Raw genomic sequence first — 23484 nt, forward strand, 5'->3', positions numbered from 1 at the left:
CGGGCTAGGCGCAGTCCATCTGCACGGCCTGTGCAAAGGCCTCCAGCTCCCACCCCGTGCCCAGCAGCAGGCGGCGGGTGGCACGCTGGTCCAGCACCGCACCGTCGGGCACACGCCGGCCCAGGTGCTGCAGCGATTTGTCACCGGCAATCGCCACGTAATGGCTGTCGTAGCTGCGCGCCAGCCGGTTCCACAGACCGTGGGCCCCTGGCGACTGGCGCGCGCCGCTGAGCAAGCAGACGCCCCGGTCCAGCACCTGCTGGTACACCGCGCTGGCAATGCCGCGGCGCTGGTAGGCCGGCGCCAGGCGGGAATGGGGCGAGCGCACGCGGCGGTCGGTGCGCCGGTCCACTTCCACCAGGCGGTTGAACACGGTGTAGCCGGCCAGGCAGGCGTTGGCCACATCTTCCACATAGGCAAACCATTCACCGTCGGCCTCGCGCCAGTGCAGCACGAACTGCGGGTCGTGCAGGGGGCGGCGCTCCAGCCCGTAGAGCTTGTTGCCCGGCTGATACAGCCGCTCGTACAGCGCTTCCAGCTCGCCGTCGACCAGGGGCAGCATCACGTCGATGCGCAGCTCGGTGTGCAGCTGCGGCCGCAACGGCCGCAGGCGCCGCCACCAGGCGGACACCGCAGGCACGGCAAAATTGCAAGCAAAAGTAGGCAGGGACAGCATCCCCATGGCAGGCAGGTACACCGCATGCTCCTTGGCAGGCCAGCGGGAGGCGCGGCGTGACGGCTGGGCGCGCGCATCCGGTCTGCGGGCACCGGCGTGCCCGCAAGGATTCAGCTGTGCCTGTCCGTCGGCATGCGCCCGCGCGGGCTGACCGGCTCCGGGGGCACTGGGCTCACCGCCACACGCTGGCCTGCGACACCCAGGCCAGCGCGTACAGGCCGTGCGGCCTGGCGGGGGCCGATTTCACGGCGCACCACGGCACGCTCGCTCAGGCGCGCCATCACCGGCAGCAGCAGGTTCTGCGCGCGCACGGGCAGCCCCAGGCCACGGGGGCAGGCAGACACATGGGGCAGGCAGCAGGCGGGCATGGAGGCAACATGCCGGGTCCGGGGGACCACGGCATACACACTGTCGGTGGAAAACGGCCATCCTAGGCGCCCCGGCCATGGCCGGCCAGCACCGGCGCCATATCGCACCAAATGGGTGCGATATGGGCGGAATGCCGCGGCCAGCACCGGCCCAATGTCCAGGGATTGCCCAAGAGCTCCGCCCGCCTTCTCAGCACGGCGCAAGCCCCGACCTCTACAATGCGACCCGATTTCGTCTCCCACACTTCTATAAGACCTGCCGGTTTCACCGCCATGAACATCATTCGCTTTTCCGACCTGTGCGCCCAGGGCAAAGCCCAGGGCCAGCGCGTTTTCATCCGTGCTGACCTGAACGTTCCGCTGAACGACGCCGGCCACATCACCGAAGACACGCGCGTGCGCGCTTCCGTGCCCGCCATCGAGATGGCGCTGAAGGCCGGCGCTGCCGTGATGGTCACCAGCCACCTGGGCCGCCCCACGGAAGGTGAATTCAAGCCCGAAGACTCGCTGGCCCCCGTGGCACAGCGTCTGTCCGAGCTGCTGGGCCGTGAGGTGCCTCTGGTCGCCAACTGGGTGGACGGCGTGCAAGTCGCGCCCGGCCAGGTCGTGCTGCTGGAAAACTGCCGCGTGAATGTGGGCGAAAAGAAGAACAAGCCCGAACTGGCCCAGAAGCTGGCCAAGCTGTGCGACATCTTTGTGAACGACGCTTTCGGCACCGCCCACCGCGCCGAAGGCACCACCTACGGCATCGCCGAGTACGCGCCCATCGCCTGCGCCGGCCCGCTGCTGTCGGCCGAGATCGACGCGCTGAACAAGGCCCTGGCTGCACCGGCACGCCCCCTGGCCGCCATCGTGGCCGGCTCCAAGGTGTCCACCAAGCTGACCATCCTCAAGAGCCTGGCCGACAAGGTGGACCAGCTCATCGTGGGCGGCGGCATTGCCAACACCTTCATGCTGGCGGCCGGTCTGAAGATCGGCAAGTCGCTGGCCGAGCCCGATCTGGTGGCCGATGCCAAGGCCGTGATCGATGCCATGGCCGCCCGCGGCGCCAATGTGCCCGTGCCCACCGATGTGGTCACCGCCAAGACCTTTGCGGCCGACGCCGTGGCCACCGTCAAGAAAGCCACCGATGTGGCAGACGACGACATGATTCTGGACATCGGCCCCGAGACCGCAGCCCTGCTGGCGGCACAGCTGAAGAAGGCCGGCACCATCGTCTGGAACGGCCCGGTGGGCGTGTTCGAGTTCGACCAGTTCGCCCATGGCACCCAGGTGATTGCCCAGGCCATCGCCGAATCCCCCGCCTTCAGCATTGCGGGCGGTGGCGACACCCTGGCCGCCATTGCCAAGTACGGCATCGAGAAGGACGTGGGCTACATCTCCACCGGCGGCGGCGCCTTCCTGGAAGTGCTGGAAGGCAAGAAGCTGCCTGCCTTCGAGATCCTGGAAAAGCGCGCCAACGGCTGAGGATCACCCCTCCACGGCCGCCCGTGCGCTGCCGGCCCCGAGGGGACTCCTCAAAAAAAGCCCGCAGTGCACACTGCGGGCTTTTTCCTTTTGGGGGGATCAGGCCTCTGCTCCGGCTGGGCGCTCACCCCCACAGCATGCTGCCACCGGTCCAGGCCAGATAGCCCAGCACGCTGAAATACGCCACGCTCAGCACCAGGCCCAGGTAACCCAGCAGCACAAACAGCCCATCGCGCTGCACCAGGCCCACGGTCAGCAACAGAATGCCCACGGCCGGTGCGGTGTTGGAAAACGGAATCGGCCCCAGCGGCGCCATCAGCAGCAGGCCGCCAAATGCCAGCATGGCACTGTTCACGCGCAGCATGGTCCAGCCGGTCAGCGCCGGCCAGCGCGGCTGCACCCAGCGGTCTATCCTGCGCACCACGGCCACCCCCTTGTGCAGCACGGGCTTGAGCCTGGCGGCATCCAGCGGCTTGTCCAGAATGCGCTGCGGCAGCCAGGGCAGGCGGTTGAGGAACAGCGCGCAGGCCAGCAGCACGATCGCGGCGCCAAACACGGTGGACACGCCGGGGATGGACACCGGAATCAGAAACGGCAGCGACGACAGCGCGCAGATCAGCAGCATGCCCTGGCGGCCACTGGCCTCCAGCAGCGCGCGCAGGGTGACGGTGTCACCGTCGATATCGTCAATCAGGGTGGTGAGCAGATGGCTCAGCATGGCATCCTTGGGTGGCGGGCGGTACAGGGCTGCGGACGCAGCCGGATGCGGTCTGAGTGCGCACAGCGCCCAAAGTTGCAGCGGCGTAGCGGCCTGGGCCCGGATGTTCCCATGGAACACTGCTTTTTCCGCAATACCCGTGCGCGCACGCAGCTATCAAAAACAAAGCCCGCCAGGCTGCTGGCGGGCTTGCAGAACGGGATGACCAGGGCGGCCGCAGCGGTCGGGCCTGCCGGTACTCAGTGGCCGAAGACGATCTGGGCAATCACGCCGGTCGCCACGGCCACCAGCAGATAGTCCTGGCCGTTCTGCACCCATTGCTGACCGCGCCCGGGCCGCTTCAGGCCATGGCGCTGCCAGTCCTGCACCACATAGTGCGGGCCCCGGTACTGCTGCGGCACGCGCGAACCCGGCACCCAGCGGTGGTCCGGACCGGCGCCATGGCGCTGGGCCTGGCCGTGCGCAGGCTGATGGGGTGCAGCGTGGGCTGCGGGGGCGGCCGGCTTGCCCGGATGGGGCTGCGCGGCGGGCGCCTTGCGCGGTGCGTCGTGGCGCTCCGCTCCCGGTCCGCCCTGCGGGCCGGGTTGGGCCACGGCCGACAGGCTGGCAGCGCCCAGGATCACAGCGGCGAGCACGGCGGAAAATCTCGTTTGCATGGCGGTCCTCCTCGGAAAACATCGATGGAGCCATCGTAGGCAGTGCATGCAACGCCCAGCCAACGCCAAGGTAAAGCGCAGGCAAAGTTGCGTGACGGGGCGTACCGCCACCGCAGCGTCAGGCCGTCACCGCGACCGCGCCGGCCACAGCACCGAAGCGATGGCCACCACCATCAGGCCCACGGCCGTCCAGTCCTGCCAGTGCAGCACCTCGCCCAGCCACCAGGCTCCGCTGAACACGCCGATCACGGGAATCAGCATCACGCTCAGCGTGGAGGCCACGGGCGGCAGCGTGCGCGCCAGAAAGAACCAGGTCACCTGGGCAAAGCCGATGGCCAGCGGACCGTTGTAGAGGATGGTGGCCAGGGCCGTGGAGTCCGGCCACACCCAGCGCTCCCGCTCCAGCAGCACAGACAGCACGGTCAGCACGACGGCCGTGATCAGCACCATCCAGAACGACAGCGTCATCAGCGGCACCGGCATGCTGGTGCGGCGCAGCAGCTGCGTGCCCAGGGCCCAGCCGGCGGCGGCGGCCAGCATCAGGCCCACGCCCACGGGGCGGCTGCCCATGGCGGCGGTTTCGTGCCACAGCAGCAACACCACGCCCAGGGCCGCAGCGACCACACCGCCCCAGGCTCGGCCGGCCAGCCGGTCGCCAAAGCAGAACGCGCCCAGCACGGCCGAAAAAATGGGCATGGTGTAGCCCAGGATGGCGGCACGCCCGCTGGACAGCAGCGGGATGGCCAGAATCATCAGGCAGTGCCAGAACAGCATATTGGTCAGCGTCAGCGCCGCCAGCCGGCCCCAGGCGGAGCGCGGCACGGTCCAGGGCGCTTTCTGCTGCCACAGCACCGCGGCCAGCACCGGCACGGCCAGCCACATGGCCACCATGCGGAAGGTGAGCGGGGGGAAATGCGCCACCCCGACTTTCATGATGGGCCAGTTCAGCCCCCAGACGACGGTGAGCAAAACCAGCAGGACAAGTTGACGGGGCGTGAAGCGGGGCATAGGCGGCCGATTGTGCAGGCAAGAACCGGGCCACCGAGGGACACAGGTGACAGCCTGGGCGCCGATGGGCCGCCCCCTCTAAAATCGCGCTTTATGACTTTTCTCGACATGCTGCGCGACGCGTCCACGCGCAATGACTCCATGCTGTGCGTGGGTCTGGACCCCGAACCCAGCCGCTTTCCCGGCGCCATGCAGGGCGATGCGTCCAAGATCTACGACTTCTGTGCAGCCATCGTCGATGCCACCTACGATCTGGTCAACAGCTTCAAGCCCCAGATCGCCTACTTCGCGGCCCACCGCGCCGAAGACCAGCTGGAAAAGCTGATGGCGCACATGCGCCGCGTCGCCCCCCATGTGCCAGTGATCCTGGACGCCAAGCGCGGCGACATCGGCTCCACCGCCGAGCAGTACGCCAAGGAAGCCTTCGAACGCTACGGTGCGGACGCCGTGACGCTCTCGCCCTTCATGGGCTTCGACTCCATCACGCCCTACCTCAAGTACGAGGGCAAAGGCGCCTTCCTGCTGTGCCGTACCTCCAACCCCGGTGGGGACGATCTGCAGGCACAGACCCTGGCCGACCTCCCCGGCCGGCCGCACATGTTCGAACATGTGGCCAAGCTGGCCCAGGGCCCCTGGAACACCAACGGCCAGCTGGGTCTGGTCGTGGGCGCCACCCGCCCGCAGGAGATCGAACGCGTGCGCGCCGTGGCCCCCACGCTGCCGCTGCTGATCCCCGGCGTCGGTGCCCAGGGCGGTGATGCCGTGGCCACGGTGAAGGCGGCACGCATCGGCGGCGGCCCCATCATCATCAACTCGTCGCGCGCCATCCTCTACGCATCGCAGGGCGAAGACTTTGCCCAGGCCGCACGCGCTGCGGCCATCGCCACCCGCGCCACGCTGCAGGCCGCCGCCCGCAGCTGAACCCCCACCCCGCGCAGCGCCTGTTATGCAGCTCAAGTGGCTGGAAGACTTTGTGGCCCTGGCGCAGGAGCGCAGCTTTACCCGTGCGGCGGAGCTGCGGCATGTGACCCACCCGGCCTTCGGCCGGCGCATCCGTGCGCTGGAGGCCTGGGCCGGCACCCCCCTGGTGGAGCGCGAAGGCAGCCCGGTGCGGCTCACGCCGGCGGGCGAGGTGTTCCTGGATTCCGCCGAACAGATCGTGCGTACGCTGGAACAGTCGCAGGAAGAATTGCGCGCCGCGGCCGGTCGCCAGGCGCACACCATCACCCTGGCCACGGGCCGCACGCTGGCGCGCACCGTGGTCGCCGACTGGCTGATGCAGCTGCAACCGGTGCTGAACCAGCACGAACTGGTGGTGCGCACCACCTCCATGCAGCAGGCGGCGTTGATGCTGGAGCAGGGCCAGGCCGATTTTTCGCTGCTCTACCACCACCCCACGCTGGCGCCCGGACTGGACACGCGCCAGTTCCACTATCTGCATGTGGCATCGGACAAGCTGGTGCCGGTGGCCCGTGCCGATGCGACCGGCACTGCCCGCTACCGCTTTGAAAGGGGCACACCGGTGCCCTACCTGGCCTATGCACGCGCCCTGGCGCTGGGCCGGCTGGTGGAAGACCACCTGGCCAACCACCGCCAGGCCCCGCGCCTGCAGCGTCTGGTGGAGTGCGACAGTGCCGACGCGGTACACGAATACGCGCTCAAAGGCCTGGGGGTGGCCTGGCTGCCCTGGTCCATGGTGCATGCCGACTGCCGCGACGGGCGGCTGGCCGTGGCCGGGGGGGCCGCGCTGGAAATCCGCTTCGATGTGCGCATCTACCGCCCGAAAAGGCGACTGAGCCCCTCGGCCGAGGATTTCTGGCAAGCTCTGCAACCTGCTTGATGCGTTTTTTGCATACCCTGATAACAGCACGGGCATGTGCCGTTTTGGCACCAAACTTGCTGGTGAAGATCGCACAATTCGCAACAACCTCGTTTCGAACACTCCCCCCTCCTCCCTGAAGGACAGAAATTCATGACCCGCACTATCCTGCGCCGCACCGTACTGGCCTGCGGCGTGGCCCTGGTGGCCGCTCCCGCCCTGGCTGATGCTTCCTACCCCAACAAGCCCGTGACCATCGTCGTGGGCTACCCCGCCGGCGGCTCGACCGACCTGGTGGGCCGCCTGGTGGCCAACGAGATCGAAAAGCACCTGGGCCAGACCGTGGTGGTGGAAAACCTGGGCGGCGCCGGCGGCGCCATCGGTGCCCAGAAGGTCGCCAATGCCAAGCCCGATGGCTACACCCTGCTGGTGGGCGCCAACAACGAGCTGGCCATTGCCAACCTGGTGAACAAGGCCGTGAAGTACAAGATCAGCGACTTCACCCCCATCGGCATGGTGGCATCCCAGCCCATGGTGCTGGTCGCCTCGCAAAAGTCCGGCGTGAAGAACACCCGCGAATTCATCGACCTGGTGAAGGCCAAGCCCGACGCCACCAGCTACGGCTCGTCCGGCGTGGGCACGGCCCTGCACCTGGCTGGCGAAATGATGAAGGACCAGGGCAAGATCAAGATGCAGCACGTGCCCTACCGCGGCGTGCCGGCTCTGACCAATGACGTGCTGGGTAACAACATCGAGTTCGGCGTGTTCGTGCTGTCCTCGGGCCTGCCGCTGATCAAGTCCGGCAAGGTCGTCGCCCTGGGCACCACCGAAGCCAAGCGCTACCCTGCCACGCCGGATATCCCGGCCCTGGCCGAGCAGCCCGAGTTCAAGAACGTGAACATCAACAGCTGGTTCTCGCTGATGGGCCCGGCCAACATGCCTGCCCCCGTGGTCGCCAAGATCAAGGCCGCGCTGGACAAGACCATGGCCGCCCCCGAATTCCGCAAGAAGATGGAAGACGCTGGCGCCCAGGTCATGGACCCCAAGCTGGACCCCAGCAAGTACATAAACACCGAAATCGGCAAGTACAAGAAGATCGTGGACGTGGCCAAGATCGAACTGTGATCGCCTGCGGGCAGCGCCTGGCACAGCCCGGGCGCCTGCCGCGCATGCAAAGCCCCTGCTGCCCTGGCACAGGGGCTTTTCTACGTCTGCACCATGGTGGTGCAGCCCGCTTTCCTCCTCGGTGCCACAGGCTTCGGCGCCGGAGCCTGGATGTCAGACCCGCTGTACCCGCGCAGGCGACAGCACGGCCGCATCCACGCCCTGGGCCCGCAGCGTGGCATCCACCGCCTCGCCCAGAATCAGGTTGCGTGCCAGCAGGCTGTAGCCGGCGGCGCTCTGGATGCCGTAACCGCCTTGCGCGGCCAGCCAGAAGAAGCCGGGCAGCGGCGCGGGCGACGCGTCCCAGCCCACCACCAGCTCGCCGTCTTTCACAAAGCTGCGCAGCCCGGCCCAGGTGTGGCTGGGACGGCGTATCTGCAGCGTGGTGGCCTCTTCGATGCGCCAGATGCCGGTGGCCACATCCAGCTCCTCGGGCTGCACATCGTGCGGGGTGGTGGCGTCGGCATTGGCCGGCGAACCCAGCAACTGGCCGGCGTCGGGCTTGATGTAGAAGCTTTCGTCGGCGCTGATCACCGCCGGCCAGTGCGTGGCATCCACCCCTTCCGGCACGCCGAAGGTGAAGGCACTGCGGCGCATGGGCGTCAGGCCGATCGGCACCGCCCCGGCCAGGCCGCCCAGCACATCGGCCCAGGCACCGGCGGCATTCACCACCACGGGGGCCTGCACGCTGCGGCCGTCGGCCAGCGTGACCGTCCACAGCCCTGCCGCCCGCGCCAGCGCCGTCACCTCGGCACTGCACCACAGTGCGCCGCCGACCTGGCGCAGGCCGCGCAGAAAGCCCTGGTGCAGGCCATGCACGTCGATATCGCGCGCGCCCTCGTCCAGAAAACCGTCGACGATGCCGTGCTGGAGTACCGGCACCAGTGCCTGCAGAGCGGCCGCGTCCAGGCGGCGGGCCGCAGGCGCATGCCGCAGCGCTTCGGCGTAGGCCGCATCGAGCAGCGCACGCTGCGCGGCCGTGGCGATGTAGAGCACGCCGCGCGGGCTCAGGATGGGCGCGTCGGCAAAACCGGCGGGCGGCGCGTCATAGAACGCCCGGCTGGCACGCGTCAGCGCCTGCACCTGGGCCGGTCCGTAATGCTCTTCGAACAGCGCCGCGGAGCGGCCGGTCGTGTGGTAGCCCGGCTGGGTTTCGCGCTCCAGCACCAGCACCCGCTGGCCGGCCTGCGCCAGCTGCCATCCCGCGGCTGCACCGGCCATGCCCGCCCCCACCACCACCGCATCCCAACCCGCTGTCTGCATTGCCTGTTCTTCCTGCGGTCGGTGACCGCACTGGGCGGTGGTGCACTTGACCCCCGCCGCTGCTTCAAGATGCCCACCATACACCGGCGATGTGCTTGCCGCGTGCTACGCCTCCAGCCTGGCAGCAATCCAAGGGTTAACCCTTTGGTTTGTGGCGCAATCGACCACCGGGTGACGCTCGCACGGCCACTGGTCGCCGCACCGCAGCAAAGATGCGGATCCGCTGCCCATACTGGGAACATGGGCGCTTGCGGTCGCGCCCGGTGGGCCTTGGGGCCCTGCGGCGCGGCCCACCTGACCTGGCGCCCCATGGACTCCACCCACGCAAAGGAACCCCCATGCCGCGTTGGCTTTCACAGTTGCGCCTGTCGCAGAAATTTCTGATCCTGGGAGTGCTGGCATTGGTGATGGTGGCCATCCCCACCGGGCTGTACATCAAGGACGTGCTGGGCAATCTGCGCCACGCCGACCAGGAAGCCGCTGGCATGGCACCGCTGATGGCCATCAACCAGGCGGTGCAGCAGATCCAGCTGCACCGCGGCACCACGGCCGGCATGCTGGGCGGCGACACCGGCATGGCCAACCGCCGCCCCTCCGTGCGCGACGCCGTGAACCAGGCGCTGCAACAGGCCCAGGACGCCCTGCAACAGGCTGATGCCCCGCAGCCACTGCGCAAGCTGGCACAGACCTGGCAGGGCCTGGAGCAGAAAGTGGCCGCCCAAGCCATCACCCCTCCGCAGAGCATGGCCGAGCACACCCAGCTGGTGACCAGCCTGCACCAGCTGAGCGAGGAACTGCTGAACGCCTACGGCCTGACCCTGACGTCCCACGCCGACATCCAGGCTCTGATCCAGTCCGCCCTGGTGCAGGCGCCCCTGCTGAGCGAAAGCCTGGGCATGGTGCGGGCCCAGGGCACGGCGGCGCTGGCGCAGAAGCAGCTCTCGCCCGAAACCCGGGGCAATATGCGCGCCCTGGTGCGCCGCATCACGGAAATCCGCGGCACCGGCAGCCGCGCCACCGAGCGCGCCATGCAGCTCAATCCCGAGTTCCGCAGCGCGCTGGGCAACGTGGTCGACACCATGCGCGCCCTCACCAGCGCCAGCCTGACGCTGGTGAACGACCAAGTGATCGAAGCCCAGGCACTGGCCCTGCCGCCCGCCACCTACTTTGACAAACTGACCCAGGCCATCGACGCAGTGAACGCGCTGGGCACCGGTGGTGCCCAGGCACTGAGCCAGCGCCTGGAAGACGCCGCCCGCAGCCAGCGCCGGCAGCTGGTGGCGGTGGTGGCACTGCAGGCGCTGTGCCTGGTGGGTGCCGTGCTGCTGGCCCTGGCCTTTGTGCGCTCCATCACCCGCCCGCTGTCGCAGGCCGTGCAGCTGGCCCAGGCCGTGGCCGACGGCAACCTGACCGGTCACGACGCGCCCGTGGACCGCAACGAGGTGGGCGAACTGATCGGTGCCCAGCAGCAGATGCGCGCCAGGCTGCTGCCCATCGTGCAGCAGGTGCGCCGCGGCGCGGACAGCGTGGCCCTGGCCAGCGCGGAAATCGCCCAGGGCAACCAGGACCTGTCGTCACGCACCGAAAGCCAGGCCAGCGCGCTGGAAGAAACCGCCGCGTCCATGGAGGAACTCAGCGCCACCGTGCGCCACAACGCCGACAATGCCCGCGAAGCCAGCCGCCTGGCCGAATCCGCGCGCGATGTGGCGGTACAGGGCGGCGACGCAGTGGCGCGCGTGGTGGGCACCATGCAGGGCATCAACGACAGCAGCCGCCGGATTGCCGACATCATCAGCGTGATCGACGGCATCGCCTTCCAGACCAACATCCTGGCACTGAACGCCGCCGTGGAAGCCGCCCGCGCCGGTGACCAGGGCCGGGGCTTTGCCGTGGTGGCCAGCGAAGTGCGGGCCCTGGCGCAGCGCAGTGCCGAAGCGGCCAAGGAGATCAAGCAGCTGATCGAAGCCAGTGTCTCCCGCGTGGGCGAAGGCAATGTGCTGGCCCAGCAGGCCGGTGCCACCATGGGCGATGTGGTGCTGGCCATCCAGAAGGTCACGGAAATCGTCACCGCCATCAGCAGCGCCAGCCAGGAGCAGGCCTCCGGCGTGGCCCAGGTGGGCGAAGCCGTGACGCAGATGGACCAGGTCACCCAGCAGAACGCCGCCCTGGTGGAGCAAATGGCCGCCGCCGCCACCAGCCTCCACACCCAGGGTCAGGAGCTGGTGCGCGCCGTCTCGGCCTTCCGCTGGAATGGCGGGCAAGCCAGCAGCGCTCCGCCGACACCGGCCCTGGCCGGTGGCACCGTCGAGCGCCCGGCCCTGCTGCATACGCTGACCTCCGCCTGAAGCCAGGCCGCCCCGGCCGGGTCTACTGCGGCCCCATCGCTGGCCATCGCCAGGGGCGATGGCCTCAACCCATCCCGGGTCCGGAATCCCCGCTGCGCCGACCCCCGGCGCTCACTGCTGCAGATACGGCTGCAGATAGCGGCCGGTGTGGCTGGCCGGGTTCTGCGCCACCTGCTCGGGCGTGCCCACGGCCACCACCTGGCCGCCGCCGGCGCCGCCTTCCGGCCCCATGTCGATCAGCCAGTCTGCGGTCTTGATCACGTCCAGGTTGTGCTCGATGACGACGATGGTGTTGCCCGCATCGCGCAGCTGGTGCAGCACCTTGAGCAGCAGATCCACATCGGCAAAGTGCAGGCCGGTGGTCGGCTCGTCCAGCACATAGAGCGTGCGGCCGGTGTCGCGCTTGGACAGTTCCTGCGCCAGCTTCACGCGCTGCGCCTCACCGCCGGACAGGGTGGTGGCGCTCTGCCCCAGGCGGATATAGGACAGGCCCACGTCCAGCAGCGTCTGCAGCTTGCGCGCAATGGTCGGCACATCCTGGAAGAAGGCATGCGCATCTTCCACCGTCATCTCCAGCACGCTGGCGATGTCGCGGCCCTTCCACTGCACTTCCAGCGTTTCGCGGTTGTAGCGGCGGCCATGGCAGATGTCGCAGGGCACATAGACATCGGGCAGAAAGTGCATTTCCACCTTGACCACACCGTCGCCCTGACAGGCTTCGCAGCGACCACCGGCCACATTGAAGCTGAAGCGCCCCGGGCCGTAGCCACGTTCTCTGGCGGTATTGGTTTCGGCAAACAGGTCCCGGATGGGGGCGAACAGGCCGGTGTAGGTGGCCGGGTTGCTGCGCGGCGTGCGGCCGATAGGGGCCTGGTCGACGTTGATGACCTTGTCGAAATGCTCCAGCCCTTCCAGCGCCTCGTGCGCCGCCGGCTCGGTGCCGGCGCGGTGCAGCTGGCGTGCCACTTCGGCGTACAGCGTGTCGTTGACCAGGGTGGATTTGCCCGAACCCGAAACACCGGTCACGCAGGTGAACAGGCCCACGGGGAAGTCCACGGTCACCTGCTGCAGATTGTGGCCCCGTGCCCCCACCACGCGCAGGGCCTGCAGCGCGTGGTGCTGGGGCGCCGCCACCCGGTCCGCGCCCGGCACCTGCGGAAAACCGCCGGCCGGTGGTGCCGCCGCCCCAGGGGCCGCGCCTGCTTCCTGCCGCAGCGGCAGCCAGGGCGTGCGCCGGCGCGGCACCTCGATGCGGCGCTCCCCGCGCAGGTACTGGCCGGTGGGGGAGGCGGGCGTGGCCGCCACTTCGTCGAACGTGCCCTGGGCCATCACCTGGCCACCATGCACACCGGCGCCCGGCCCCATGTCGATCAGCTGGTCGGCGGCGCGCATCATGTCTTCGTCGTGCTCGACCACGATCACGGTGTTGCCGATGTCCCGCAGATGCTGCAGGGTCGCAATCAGCCGGTCGTTGTCGCGCTGGTGCAGGCCGATGCTGGGCTCGTCCAGCACATACATCACGCCGGTGAGGCCGCTGCCGATCTGGCTGGCCAGACGGATGCGCTGGGCCTCACCGCCGCTCAGGGTGTCGGCGCTGCGGTTCAGGCTCAGATAGCCCAGGCCCACATCGTTCAAAAAGCGCAGGCGCGCGGCGATCTCGCCCACCACCTTGGCGGCGATATCGGCCTTGGCTCCCTGCAGCTGCAGCGTCTCGGACCAGGTCTGGGCGCTGGCCAGGGTGTCACCACCGATCTCATAGATGGCCTTGCGCTGCGCGCCCTCGCCTACGCGCACAAAGCGCGCCTCGCGGCGCAGGCGGGTGCCATGGCAGTCCGGGCACACGGCCGTGCTGCGCAGCTTGGCCAGGTCGTCGCGCACCACCTGGGAATCGGTTTCGCGCCAGCGGCGCTGGATGTTGGGGATGATGCCTTCGAAGGGGTGGCTTTTGACCAGTGTCTCGCCCTTGCGCGCACCGCTGTCGAACTGGTAGGTGAAGGCAATGTCTTCCTCACCCGAGCCCCACAGGATGACCTGCTGCACGGCCTCTGGCAGCTCGTCGAACGGCGTCTCCACGCTCACCTCGTGGTGCAGCGCCACGCTCTCCAGCATCGAGAAGTAGTAGCCATTGCGCCGGTCCCAGCCCTTGATGGCGCCGCTGGCCAGGCTGAGCGTGGGAAAGGCCACCACCCGCTCCACATCGAACGTCTCGCTCATGCCCAGACCGTCGCAGCTGGGGCAGGCGCCCTGGGGCGAGTTGAAGGAGAACAGGCGCGGCTCCAGCTCCGGCAGCGAGTAGGTGCACCGGGGGCAGGCAAAGCGGCTGCTGAACAGGTGTTCCTGGCCCCCATCCATTTCCAGCACCACGATGCGGCCGTTGGCCGCCGCACCGCCGATGCGCAGCGCTGCCTCGATGCTTTCCGCCAGGCGCTGCTGCACATCGGCACGCACCTTGAGGCGGTCCACCACCACATCCACATCGTGGCGGGCGTTCTTGTCCAGCTGCGGCAGATTGGCCGCGTCCACCACCGCACCGTCGATGCGAAAGCGGATATAGCCCTGGGCCTGCATCTGTGTGAACAGCTCGGCGAACTCCCCTTTTTTGCCCCGTGCCACCGGCGCCAGCACCATGATGCGGGTCTCTTCCGGCAGGGCCAGCACGCTGTCCACCATCTGGCTGACGGTCTGGGACTGCAGCGGCAGGTCGTGGTCCGGGCAGTAGGGCGTACCGGCGCGGGCATAGAGCAGGCGCAGGTAGTCGTTGATCTCGGTCACCGTACCCACGGTGGAGCGCGGGTTGTGGCTGGCGGCCTTCTGCTCGATGGCAATCGCCGGCGACAGACCTTCGATCAGATCGACATCGGGCTTGTCCAGCCGGCCCAGGAACTGGCGCGCATAGGCCGACAGGCTCTCCACATAGCGGCGCTGGCCCTCGGCGTACAGCGTGTCGAACGCCAGGCTGGACTTGCCCGAGCCGGACAGCCCCGTCAGCACCACCAGCTGGTTGCGCGGGATGTCCAGATCGATGTTCTTCAGATTGTGCGTGCGCGCACCGCGCACGCTGATGCAGGCATGGCCGGCCACGGCGCCCAGATAGCGGCCATGGTCCTGCGGTGCCGCAGGCACCGGACGGGAAGAAGAGGATTTCGGGTTCACGCAAACAGCTTTCTTGACGCGGCCCCCGCCACGGGGAAACCCACCATGATAGAGATTCACTCACAGCCCTGCCTGGCGCCCTCCTGCCGGATGACCGACAATGGCACGCTGCAAGGGGGCATCTCCCTGCCCGTGTCTCCTGTTTTCCACACCTGCCTGTTTTCGCGTGTCCGCTTCTTCCGCATCTTCTTCCACCGCATCCACACCGGCGCCATCGACCCGGATGACCAGCCTGGAGCGCCGCTCCAGCGCCAGCCTGGCCCTGATCTTTGCGCTGCGCATGCTGGGCCTGTTCCTGGTGCTGCCGGTGTTTGCGCTGGAGGCGGCCCGCTACCCCGGGGGCGATGATCCGGCCCTGGTGGGCCTGGCCATCGGCATGTATGGGCTCACGCAGGCCGTGTTCCAGCTGCCGCTGGGCCTGGCCTCGGACCGCTGGGGGCGCAAACGCGTGATCGTCGCCGGCCTGCTGGTGTTTGCGGCGGGCAGCCTGCTGGCCGCCCTGGCCGATTCGGTCACCGGCCTGCTGGCAGGCCGTGCGCTGCAGGGCGCGGGCGCAGTCTCGGCCGCGGTGACGGCCCTGCTGTCCGACCTGACGCGCGACAGCGTGCGCACCAAGGCCATGGCCATGGTGGGCGGCAGCATCGGCCTGACGTTTGCACTGGCCCTGGTGCTCAGCCCGCTGCTGGCCGCCTGGGGTGGCCTGCCCGGCATCTTCAGCCTGACCTGCGCCCTGGCCCTGGCCGGCGTCTGCGCCGTGCTGTGGGTGGTGCCGCCCGAGCCCCGTGCCCATGCCGACGCACCGCGCGCCGCCCCCTCGGAGCTGCTGCGCCACACCGATCTGCTGCGCCTGAACCTGGGCGTGTTCGTGCTGCACACCGTGCAGATGTCCATGTGGGTGGCCGTGCCCGCCATGCTGGTGCAGGCCGGACTGGCCAAGGCCGTGCACTGGCAGGTCTACCTGCCGGCCGTGGTGCTGTCGTTCGCGGCCATGGGGCTGCTGTTCTCCATGGAACGCAAAGGCCGGCTGCGCGCCGCCCTGCTGGGCGCCATCGGCCTGGTGCTGGTGGTGCAGATCGGCCTGGGCATGCTGGCCGCCAGCGGCACCATCCCCACCGTGTGGTGCATGGCCCTGCTGATGTTCGTGTTCTTCTGCGGCTTCAACGCACTGGAAGCCAGCCAGCCCAGCCTGGTCTCGCGCATGGCGCCGGCACCGCTGCGCGGCACGGCCCTGGGCGCGTACAACACGCTGCAGTCGCTGGGCCTGTTTGCCGGCGGCGCACTGGGCGGTGCTCTGGCCAAATGGGCGGGCACGCCCGCACTGTTTGCCTCCACCGCCGCGCTGTGCGCGCTGTGGCTGCTGGTCAGCTGGCCACTGCGCCCGGTGGGCCGCACCGGCGCCGGGCACTGAGCCGGGAGCGGCGCCCGGCAGCACCGCATCAAAAACCATAGCTTACCGGGCTTACATATTCATGCTTTCATGGCTTAAATGCTTTTAAAGCATTGATAAATCTGCATAGCCCGCTCACCTTTTTCATTTAGCCGACACCCTGTCGCAACAGGCTTGCGGGTCTGTCCCGATCACGCTGCACGACAGGGCCGACCTGCGTTATGCTGCGTCCCTGCAGTCCGCCGGAGGGGGACTGCACCTACCGATTTGGCCGGGGACCCTCCCCACTTTCTCCGGCTAGCTGCACAGGATTTTTTACCCATGGCATCCGTCAACAAAGTCATCATCGTCGGCAATCTCGGCCGCGATCCCGAAATGCGCACCTTCCCCAGCGGGGACCAGGTGGCCAACGTGACCATCGCCACCACCGACCGCTGGCGCGACAAGAACACCGGTGAGAACAAGGAATCCACCGAGTGGCACCGCGTGGTCTTCAACGGCCGTCTGGCCGAAATCGTCGGCCAGTACCTGCGCAAGGGCTCGCAGGTGTATGTGGAAGGCTCCATCCGCACCCGCAAGTGGACCGACCAGAGCGGCCAGGAACGCTACAGCACCGAAATCCGCGCCGACACCATGCAGATGCTGGGTGCCCGCCAGGGCATGGGCGGCGGTCAGAACCAGGGCTATGGTGACGACGCCGGTTACGGCGACAACGGCGGTGGCGGCTACGACGCTGCCCCCCGCCGCCAGGCTGCCCCGGCAGCGCCCCGTCAGGCACCGGCTCCGCGCATGGCACCTCCCGCTGCGGCCCCGGCGCCCATGGCACCACCTCCGCAGCGCGCCGCCTCAGGCTTTGACGACATGGACGACGACATCCCGTTCTAAGCCGTTCCCCCACTGTGCCGCAGCCGCTGTCTGCGGCATTTTCATTCCTGCGCTCCTGTTTGCAGAGCGCACCCGACAGGGCCGACCTAGTGCGGCCCTGTTTTTTCGGCCTTTATGGCCTGTGCCTTCCATGTCTACGTACCCGGATGAACATTACGCGGCCGACTGGCAGCGTATCCTCCAAGCCGCCCCGCCTGCGGCACGGGCCCAGATCCAGCAGCTGGCCACCACCCACCAGCAGGCGCTGGCCCAGCACTTCTACCGCGAGATGCTGCAGGACAGTGTGGCCGCCACCATGCTGGACCATGAGCAGGTGCAGCAGCGCCTGCATGCGTCCATGCAGGCCTGGGTCGCAGCGGTGTTCAGCGCCGCGGCAGACGGCGATCTGCTGCCCCTGGTGACACAGCAAAAGCGCATTGGCGAGGTGCACGCCCGCATCGACATTCCCATGCATGTGGTGCTGCGCGGGGCACGCGCCCTCAAGGACCGCATGTACGCCCTGCTGCCGTCCCCGCCGCAGGACGGTGCAGTCGCCCTGGTCTGCAGCGTGATCGATCTGACCATGGAAATCATGGGCCAGGCCTATGCTGTCTCGCACGACCGCCAGTCCCAGGCCAAGGAGGCCTACCGGCATTTCGAGCTGGCACAGAACGTCTCCACCGAGCGCGAGCGCCGCCGTGCCAACCTGCTGGATTGGGAAAACCAGCTGATGTTTGCCCATGCCGTCGGCACGGCGCAGGAGCAGTTGCCGCAGCTCGGACAGTCCGAGTTCGGTCTGTGGTTCCGCCACAAGGGCGCCCATGTGTTCCAGGGCACGCACGAGTGCACCACCATCCTGGGCACCATGGACGCCATCGATGGCGAGCACCTGCCCGCCATCCACCGCGCCGGCAGCACCCCCGCCGACCGGCTGGCCCTGCTGCACACGCTGCGCGACCACACCCGGCGCATTGCCTTCCTGCTGGACTCGCTGTTCGAGCAATCCAGCGCCCTGGAAGCCGGTCGCGATGTGCTGACCCGCCTGCTCAACCGCAAGTTCCTGCCGGTGGTGCTGGACAAGGAAGTGCACTATGCACGCGAGGGCGGACACAGCTTTTCGGTGCTGTCCATCGACCTGGACCATTTCAAGCAGGTCAACGACACCCACGGCCATGAAGCCGGCGACATGGTGCTGCAGCAGGTGGCATCGCTGCTGAGCCAGCACAGCCGCGGCGGTGACTACCTGTTCCGCCTGGGCGGCGAAGAGTTCATCCTGGTGCTGGTGGACACCATGGCCGATGCGGCCCGGCGCACGGCCGAGCGCATGCGCCAGCACATCGCCAGGGAAATGCTGCACCTGCCGCGCAATCAGACCTTGCAGGTGACGGTGAGCATTGGCGTAGCCACCTTCAACGGCCATCCCGACTACCAGGTGCTGCTGCGCCGTGCCGATGCGGCGCTCTACCAGGCCAAGCACCAGGGGCGCAACCGGGTGGAGCTGGCCGGCGAGTGACGCACCAGGGCAAGAAATCGCGCGCCGGGTGGCAAATTACCTGATTCCAGGGATGGGCAGCGCGCACGAACTGCCCCATATTCCCAAGGCAATTTCAGATCACTTTTTATGCTGCCCCTGCCTCCTCTTCCGCCGGAATTGCTCCTCCCCGCACCGGTGCTCGTCGTCGAAGACGACCCGCTGATCCGGCAGCGCCTGTTGGGCATCCTGGCACACCTGGGATACCAGGCCGATGCACTGCTGTTTGCCGAGACCCTGGCCCAGGCACGCCATCTGGTGCAGGAATCCCCTATCGCCCTGGCACTGGTCGACCTGGGATTGCCGGACGGCAACGGGATTGACCTGATCACCGAACTGCGCAACAGTGACCCGGCTCTGGGCATTCTGGTGATTTCGGCATGGAGCACGGAAGATGTGCTGCTGGGTGCCTTGCGTGCCGGTGCCACCGGCTATGTGCTGAAAGAGCGGGACGATCTGGAAGTCTCGCTCTCGATCCGCAGCGTGTTGCGTGGCGGTGCGCCGATCGACCCGTTCATTGCCCGCCGCATCATTGCCGAATTGCAGCCTGCGCCCTCCCTCTCCACGGAGACTGCGGCCTCCGACGAGGTCAAGCTCAGCATGCGCGAGGGCCAGATCCTGGAACTGGTCGCCGAAGGCCTTGCCAACCGTGAAATCGCCGAAAGGCTGTTTCTCTCCCGATATACGGTCGAATGCCACATCAAGCATATCTATCGAAAGCTGGCAGTCTCCTCCCGCGTCAAGGCGGTGAGGGAAGCACGCTCGCGCGGACTGCTGTTGTAAGCCAAGCTTCACGCTGGCTGGTCTTTGGCTTTTTCTTGCTGCTGGCCTGGTGTGCCGCCGCCCGCCCGGCCCATGCCGCCAGCCCCCCCGCTGCGCCAGAGCTCCGGCAGTGCCTGCCCCAGGTGCTGCAGGTGCAGGCGACACGCGACAGCAGCACGGCGGCGGCCCCGCCTGCCGATGCCGCGCTGGACTGGACGCCCGTCACACTGCCCGACCAGTGGCAGCACCGCTGGCCGGGCCACGACGGCGCCGTGTGGTATCGCCTGGACTGGAAGCTCGACTGCATCGACCCCGCCCAGCCCATTGCCCTGTCGCTGTACTCCATGGTGCTGGCCGGCGAGGTCTACCTCAACCAGGACCTGCTGTGGCGTGACCAGCACCTGCAGGAGCCGCTGTCGCGCAGCTGGAACCTGCCGCGCTACACCCTGCTGCCGGCGTCCGCGCTGCGGCCCGGGCTGAACCACCTCTGGATCCGTGTGCACGGCCTGGCGGCCCAGACCCCCGGCCTGGGGGAAGTGCGCCTGGGCGACCCAGTCACCATCCGCGCCTGGTATGAGGCACAGCAGTGGAGTCAGCGCACCCTGATCACCGTGAACCTGGTGGTCTCCGCTGTGCTGGGGACCTTGTTCCTGTGCGCCTGGCTGCTGCGCCGCCGCCACACGGTGTACGGCTGGTATGCCTTCAACTGTGCCTGCTGGGTGCTGTTCACCGCCAATATGCTGCTGACCGAGGCCTGGCCCTTCCCCGACACCATGACCATGGCCCGGGCCAATCTGCTGCTGTTTGTGCTGTTCTGCAGCAGCTACTGCATCTTCACTTGGCGTTTTGGCGAGCAGCAGCTTCCCCGGCTGGAGCAGGCGCTGTGGGCACTGACCGGCCTGGGCTGCGTCTACGCCCTGCTGGCCCCGGTCGCCTGGCTGTCCAACTCGTCACCCGTGACGCTGCTGTTCTTGCTGATCGCCCTGGCCAACACCCTGCAGTTTCCGTTCCATGCCTGGCGTACGCGCAAGCTCATGCACGGCATCTATGCAGGGTGCCTGCTGCTGTTCATGCTGGCAGGCCTGCACGACATGGGACTGCTGTACCAATGGTGGTCAGGCTCCCCGCTGACCCCCTACTCCGCGCTGCTGACCATGGTGGCCCTGTCCGTGACCCTGGGGCGGGAAGTGACGCGCAACATGCAGCGCATCGAGAACTTCAACCACGAGCTGACGGACACCGTGGCCCGGGCCTGCGACGAGCTGGCCCAGACACTGGAGCGCGAACATGCGCTGGCGCTGCGCCATTCGCGGCTGGAGGAGCGCCTGCAGCTCAGCCATGACCTGCACGACAGCCTGGGCGGCTCGCTGGTCCGCTCCATCGCCTATGTGGAGCAGGCCAGCCAGCCACTGGCCAATGCCCAGATGCTGTCCATGCTCAAGCTGATGCGCGACGACCTGCGCCAGCTGATCGACCACAGCGGTCACACCGAAATGCCGGCGACGCCCGGCGCCTGGGCCGCCCCGTTGCGCCACCGTTTCACGGGGCTGTTCGATGCGCTGGACATCCGCTCCGACTGGCTGATCCCTGCCCACTGGCTGCAGCGCCCCAGTGCCCTGCAATGCCTGGGCCTGACCCGGGTGGTGGAAGAGGCGCTGACCAATGTGCTCAAGCACAGCCGCGCCACCCAGGTACGCGTGGAACTGCTGCAGCCCCAGCCACAGCTGCTGCAGCTGCGGGTGCGCGACAACGGGGTGGGCTTTGACGTGCCCGGCGTGCAGCAGCACGGGCTGGGGGTGGGCATGCGCAGCATGCGCGCCCGCCTGGAGCGTTTTCACGGCGCCCTGCAGATCCAGAGCGAACCCGGCGCCACGCTGCTGGAAGCCTCCTTGTGGCTGCCAGCCGAGGCCGCAGCGGCCGCCGGGCCGGCGCCTCAGGCCCTGGTCAGCGCGGATCCACCGCGGCAATGATGCCGCCGCCCAGGCATACATCGCCGTCGTACAGCACGGCCGACTGGCCGGGCGTGACGGCCCATTGCGCCTCGGGGAAGTCCAGGCGGAAGCCTTCGGGCGTGGCCTGGGAAATCAGCGCCGGCGAATCCGGCTGGCGGTAGCGGGTCTTGGAGCCGTATTCCCGGCCGGGCGCGGGCGCGTGACCAGCCACCCAGCTGACCTGGTCCGCCAGCAGCGCATGCGACTGCAGCAGCGGATGGTCATGGCCCTGCACCACGCGCAGGATGTTCTTGTCCAGCTCCTTGGCCGCCACAAACCAGGGCGCATGGTCGCCCGCACCGCGGGCCGCGCCTTTTTCCTTGACGCCGCCGATGCCCAGGCCGGAGCGCTGGCCCAGGGTGTAGAAGCTCAGGCCCACGTGCTTGCCCAGCTTGCGGCCCCGGTCGTCCAGGATGGGGCCCGGTTCCTTGCTGATGTAGCGGTTGAGGAAATCGCGGAAAGGCCGCTCGCCGATGAAACAGATGCCGGTGGAATCCTTTTTCTTGGCGTTGGGCAGCGCAATGTCGGCGGCAATACGGCGCACCTCGGTCTTGCACAGCTCGCCCACCGGGAACATGGCCTTGGACAGCTGGGCCTGGTTCAGGCGGTGCAGAAAGTAGCTCTGGTCCTTGCTGGCGTCCACACCCTTGAGCAGCTCGTACAGGCCGCTGCCCGGGTTCTGGCGCACGCGCGCATAGTGGCCAGTGGCGATCTTTTCAGCCCCCAGGCGCATGGCGTGGTCCAGAAAGGCCTTGAACTTGATTTCGGCATTGCACAGCACGTCCGGGTTCGGCGTGCGACCGGCCTGGTACTCGCGCAGGAACTCGGCGAACACGCGGTCCTTGTATTCGGACGCGAAGTTCACATGCTCGATCTCGATGCCCAGCACGTCGGCCACGGCGGCCGCGTCCAGAAAGTCCTGGCGGCTGGAGCAGAACTCGCTGTCGTCGTCATCTTCCCAGTTCTTCATGAAGATGCCGACCACGTCATGGCCTTGCTTTTTGAGAAGGTAGGCCGTCACCGCGGAATCCACGCCGCCAGAAAGTCCCACCACAACCCGATGTTTCGTCATAGGTGTGCGATTATCCCAGTCAGGCGGCAGACCGCAGTTTGCGGGGATAAAGACGAGACGACGATGGAACTGAGGCAGTTGCGCTATTTCGTGCGCATTGTGGAACTGGGCTCGATGAGCCGCGCCGCCGTGGACCTGGACATGGTGCAGTCGGCACTGAGCCAGCAGATCAGCCGCCTGGAAGGCGAGCTGAGCACCCGCCTGCTGCAGCGCACCAGCAAGGGCACCGTGCCCACGGAAGCCGGTGTGGCCTTCTTCCACGAGGCCCAGCTGACGCTGCGCCATGCCGACCAGGCCATCCGGGCAGCCCAGCAGGCCCGGCTGTCGGGGGCGGTGAGCATCGGCCTGTCGCCCACGATTGCCAATGTGCTGGGCCTGCCGCTGGTGCGGGCCATGCGCGAACGCTATCCCGATGTGCGCCTGCACATGGTCTCGGCGCTGTCCGGGCACCTGACCAGCCTGCTGAATGCCAGGCACCTGGATCTGGCCATCCTGTTCGATACCCACAATGCCCGCCGCTGGAGCGTGATGCCGCTGCTGGAAGAGCAGCTGTTCCTGATCCAGTCCCGCCAGCAGCCCGTGGCGCCCTATATCCCGCACGACACGCCCATCCCGCTGGCACAGCTGCAGCAGGTGCCGCTGATCCTGCCCTCGGGCAGCCACGGCCTGCGCAGCTCGGTGATGGCCTCGTTCAACCATGCCGGCTTCCAGTCGCAGATGGCTATGGAAATCGATTCGCTGCCGCTGCTGATGGAAGCCGTGGCCGAAGGCCTGGGCGCCACCGTCCAGCCCTGGTCGGCCGTGGGCATGTACCGCGATGCGGCCGAGCGCTTCCAGTGGTCGCAGATTGCGGACGAGTCCGTGCGCCGCAAAGCCGCGCTGTGCAGCCTGTCGGACGATGAACTCTCTCCCGCCGCGCTGGCCGCGCGCGTGGTGCTGATGGACTGCGCACGCCAACTGGTGCACTGCGGCAACTGGGTCGGCGCCACCCTGAGCACCTGAACCCCGGTCGCAACGCAGATTTTCTGCCCATGGCCGGGCACAAATCACTATGCTGGACAGCCTGGAGGGTTGCGGCTGCCATGGGGCGATGCACAGCACCCGCCCCCCGCTGGAGTCGTATCTGCAACCACCGCTGCCGCGACCCCGGGACCGATTGCCATGTCGCCAGCTTGCGGCGCTTACGCTGCAGCATGGAGGAGAAGCTGCCATGGGGCAGGCCCTCTGGCGGTGCATGGTG

At 67.9% G+C, this 23484-nt stretch carries 19 protein-coding genes; 11 read left to right on the forward strand and 8 right to left on the reverse strand.

Features of this window, described 5'->3' with window-relative positions; genetic code table 11:
• Positions 1–4: 4 nt before the first annotated feature.
• Together CT3_RS20690 and CT3_RS20695 are read right to left on the reverse strand one after the other, a co-directional pair.
• The gene (locus tag CT3_RS20690) at positions 5–682 is read right to left on the reverse strand and encodes an N-acetyltransferase (RefSeq protein WP_370510825.1); all 678 of its coding nucleotides are present in this window, start codon (positions 680–682) and stop codon (positions 5–7) included.
• Between the two features lie 104 nt (positions 683–786).
• Positions 787–1044 (reverse strand): hypothetical protein, encoded by a 258-nt coding sequence (locus CT3_RS20695; protein ID WP_066538156.1) that lies wholly within the window; start codon positions 1042–1044, stop codon positions 787–789.
• Between the two features lie 273 nt (positions 1045–1317).
• On the opposite strand from CT3_RS20695, the gene CT3_RS20700 reads away from it, so the two are divergent.
• A complete protein-coding gene (locus CT3_RS20700; RefSeq protein WP_066538158.1) occupies positions 1318–2511 on the forward strand; it encodes a phosphoglycerate kinase in 1194 nt (397 codons plus the stop codon).
• Positions 2512–2635: 124 nt separating this feature from the next.
• Here the strand turns inward: CT3_RS20700 and CT3_RS20705 are convergent, their stop codons facing one another.
• The 3 genes from CT3_RS20705 to CT3_RS20715 form a co-directional block, all read right to left on the reverse strand.
• Entirely contained in the window at positions 2636–3229 is a 594-nt protein-coding gene (locus CT3_RS20705; protein ID WP_066538160.1) for an exopolysaccharide biosynthesis protein, read from the reverse strand.
• Positions 3230–3468: 239 nt separating this feature from the next.
• Positions 3469–3885, reverse strand: coding sequence for an RcnB family protein (locus tag CT3_RS20710; protein WP_083520469.1), 417 nt, complete (start codon positions 3883–3885; stop codon positions 3469–3471).
• 126 nt (positions 3886–4011) lie between these two features.
• The gene (locus tag CT3_RS20715) at positions 4012–4893 is read right to left on the reverse strand and encodes a DMT family transporter (RefSeq protein ID WP_066538164.1); all 882 of its coding nucleotides are present in this window, start codon (positions 4891–4893) and stop codon (positions 4012–4014) included.
• A 93-nt stretch (positions 4894–4986) separates the two neighbouring features.
• Between CT3_RS20715 and pyrF the strand changes: the two genes are divergently transcribed.
• From pyrF to CT3_RS20730, 3 genes are all read left to right on the forward strand, one after another.
• Complete coding sequence (gene pyrF, locus CT3_RS20720; RefSeq protein ID WP_066538167.1) at positions 4987–5814, forward strand: orotidine-5'-phosphate decarboxylase; 828 nt, start codon at positions 4987–4989, stop codon at positions 5812–5814.
• A 25-nt stretch (positions 5815–5839) separates the two neighbouring features.
• Complete coding sequence (locus CT3_RS20725; protein ID WP_066538170.1) at positions 5840–6733, forward strand: LysR substrate-binding domain-containing protein; 894 nt, start codon at positions 5840–5842, stop codon at positions 6731–6733.
• A 132-nt stretch (positions 6734–6865) separates the two neighbouring features.
• Positions 6866–7837 carry a Bug family tripartite tricarboxylate transporter substrate binding protein gene (locus tag CT3_RS20730; RefSeq protein ID WP_066538172.1) on the forward strand — a complete coding sequence of 324 codons (972 nt, stop codon included), beginning with the start codon at positions 6866–6868 and terminating at the stop codon, positions 7835–7837.
• 153 nt (positions 7838–7990) lie between these two features.
• On the opposite strand, the gene CT3_RS20735 is transcribed toward CT3_RS20730, so the two are convergent.
• A complete protein-coding gene (locus CT3_RS20735) occupies positions 7991–9139 on the reverse strand; it encodes an NAD(P)/FAD-dependent oxidoreductase (protein WP_066538174.1) in 1149 nt (382 codons plus the stop codon).
• 338 nt (positions 9140–9477) lie between these two features.
• Between CT3_RS20735 and CT3_RS20740 the strand changes: the two genes are divergently transcribed.
• Entirely contained in the window at positions 9478–11484 is a 2007-nt protein-coding gene (locus CT3_RS20740; protein ID WP_098065976.1) for a methyl-accepting chemotaxis protein, read from the forward strand.
• A 111-nt stretch (positions 11485–11595) separates the two neighbouring features.
• On the opposite strand, the gene uvrA is transcribed toward CT3_RS20740, so the two are convergent.
• On the reverse strand, positions 11596–14607 hold the full coding sequence (uvrA, locus tag CT3_RS20745; protein ID WP_066538175.1) for an excinuclease ABC subunit UvrA: 3012 nt from the start codon (positions 14605–14607) through the stop codon (positions 11596–11598).
• A 253-nt stretch (positions 14608–14860) separates the two neighbouring features.
• On the opposite strand from uvrA, the gene CT3_RS20750 reads away from it, so the two are divergent.
• The 5 genes from CT3_RS20750 (at position 14861) to CT3_RS20770 (ending at position 21151) form a co-directional block, all read left to right on the forward strand.
• Complete coding sequence (locus tag CT3_RS20750) at positions 14861–16045, forward strand: MFS transporter (protein WP_066538178.1); 1185 nt, start codon at positions 14861–14863, stop codon at positions 16043–16045.
• Between the two features lie 300 nt (positions 16046–16345).
• Complete coding sequence (ssb, locus tag CT3_RS20755) at positions 16346–16909, forward strand: single-stranded DNA-binding protein (protein ID WP_066538180.1); 564 nt, start codon at positions 16346–16348, stop codon at positions 16907–16909.
• Positions 16910–17039: 130 nt separating this feature from the next.
• The gene (locus tag CT3_RS20760; RefSeq protein ID WP_066538182.1) at positions 17040–18401 is read left to right on the forward strand and encodes a GGDEF domain-containing protein; all 1362 of its coding nucleotides are present in this window, start codon (positions 17040–17042) and stop codon (positions 18399–18401) included.
• 108 nt (positions 18402–18509) lie between these two features.
• Positions 18510–19202, forward strand: a complete 693-nt coding sequence (locus CT3_RS20765) for a response regulator transcription factor (protein ID WP_370510823.1) — start codon at positions 18510–18512, stop codon at positions 19200–19202.
• 35 nt (positions 19203–19237) lie between these two features.
• Entirely contained in the window at positions 19238–21151 is a 1914-nt protein-coding gene (locus CT3_RS20770) for a sensor histidine kinase (RefSeq protein ID WP_227657840.1), read from the forward strand.
• Here CT3_RS20770 and mnmA read toward each other — a convergent pair.
• Entirely contained in the window at positions 21126–22244 is a 1119-nt protein-coding gene (gene mnmA / locus CT3_RS20775) for a tRNA 2-thiouridine(34) synthase MnmA (RefSeq protein ID WP_066538193.1), read from the reverse strand. The genes CT3_RS20770 and mnmA overlap by 26 nt on opposite strands.
• Before the next feature lie 63 nt (positions 22245–22307).
• On the opposite strand from mnmA, the gene CT3_RS20780 reads away from it, so the two are divergent.
• A complete protein-coding gene (locus tag CT3_RS20780; protein WP_066538196.1) occupies positions 22308–23246 on the forward strand; it encodes a LysR family transcriptional regulator in 939 nt (312 codons plus the stop codon).
• The last annotated feature ends 238 nt before the right edge of the window (positions 23247–23484 follow it).

Source organism: Comamonas terrigena NBRC 13299 (assembly GCF_006740045.1).
Lineage (GTDB): Bacteria > Pseudomonadota > Gammaproteobacteria > Burkholderiales > Burkholderiaceae_C > Comamonas > Comamonas terrigena.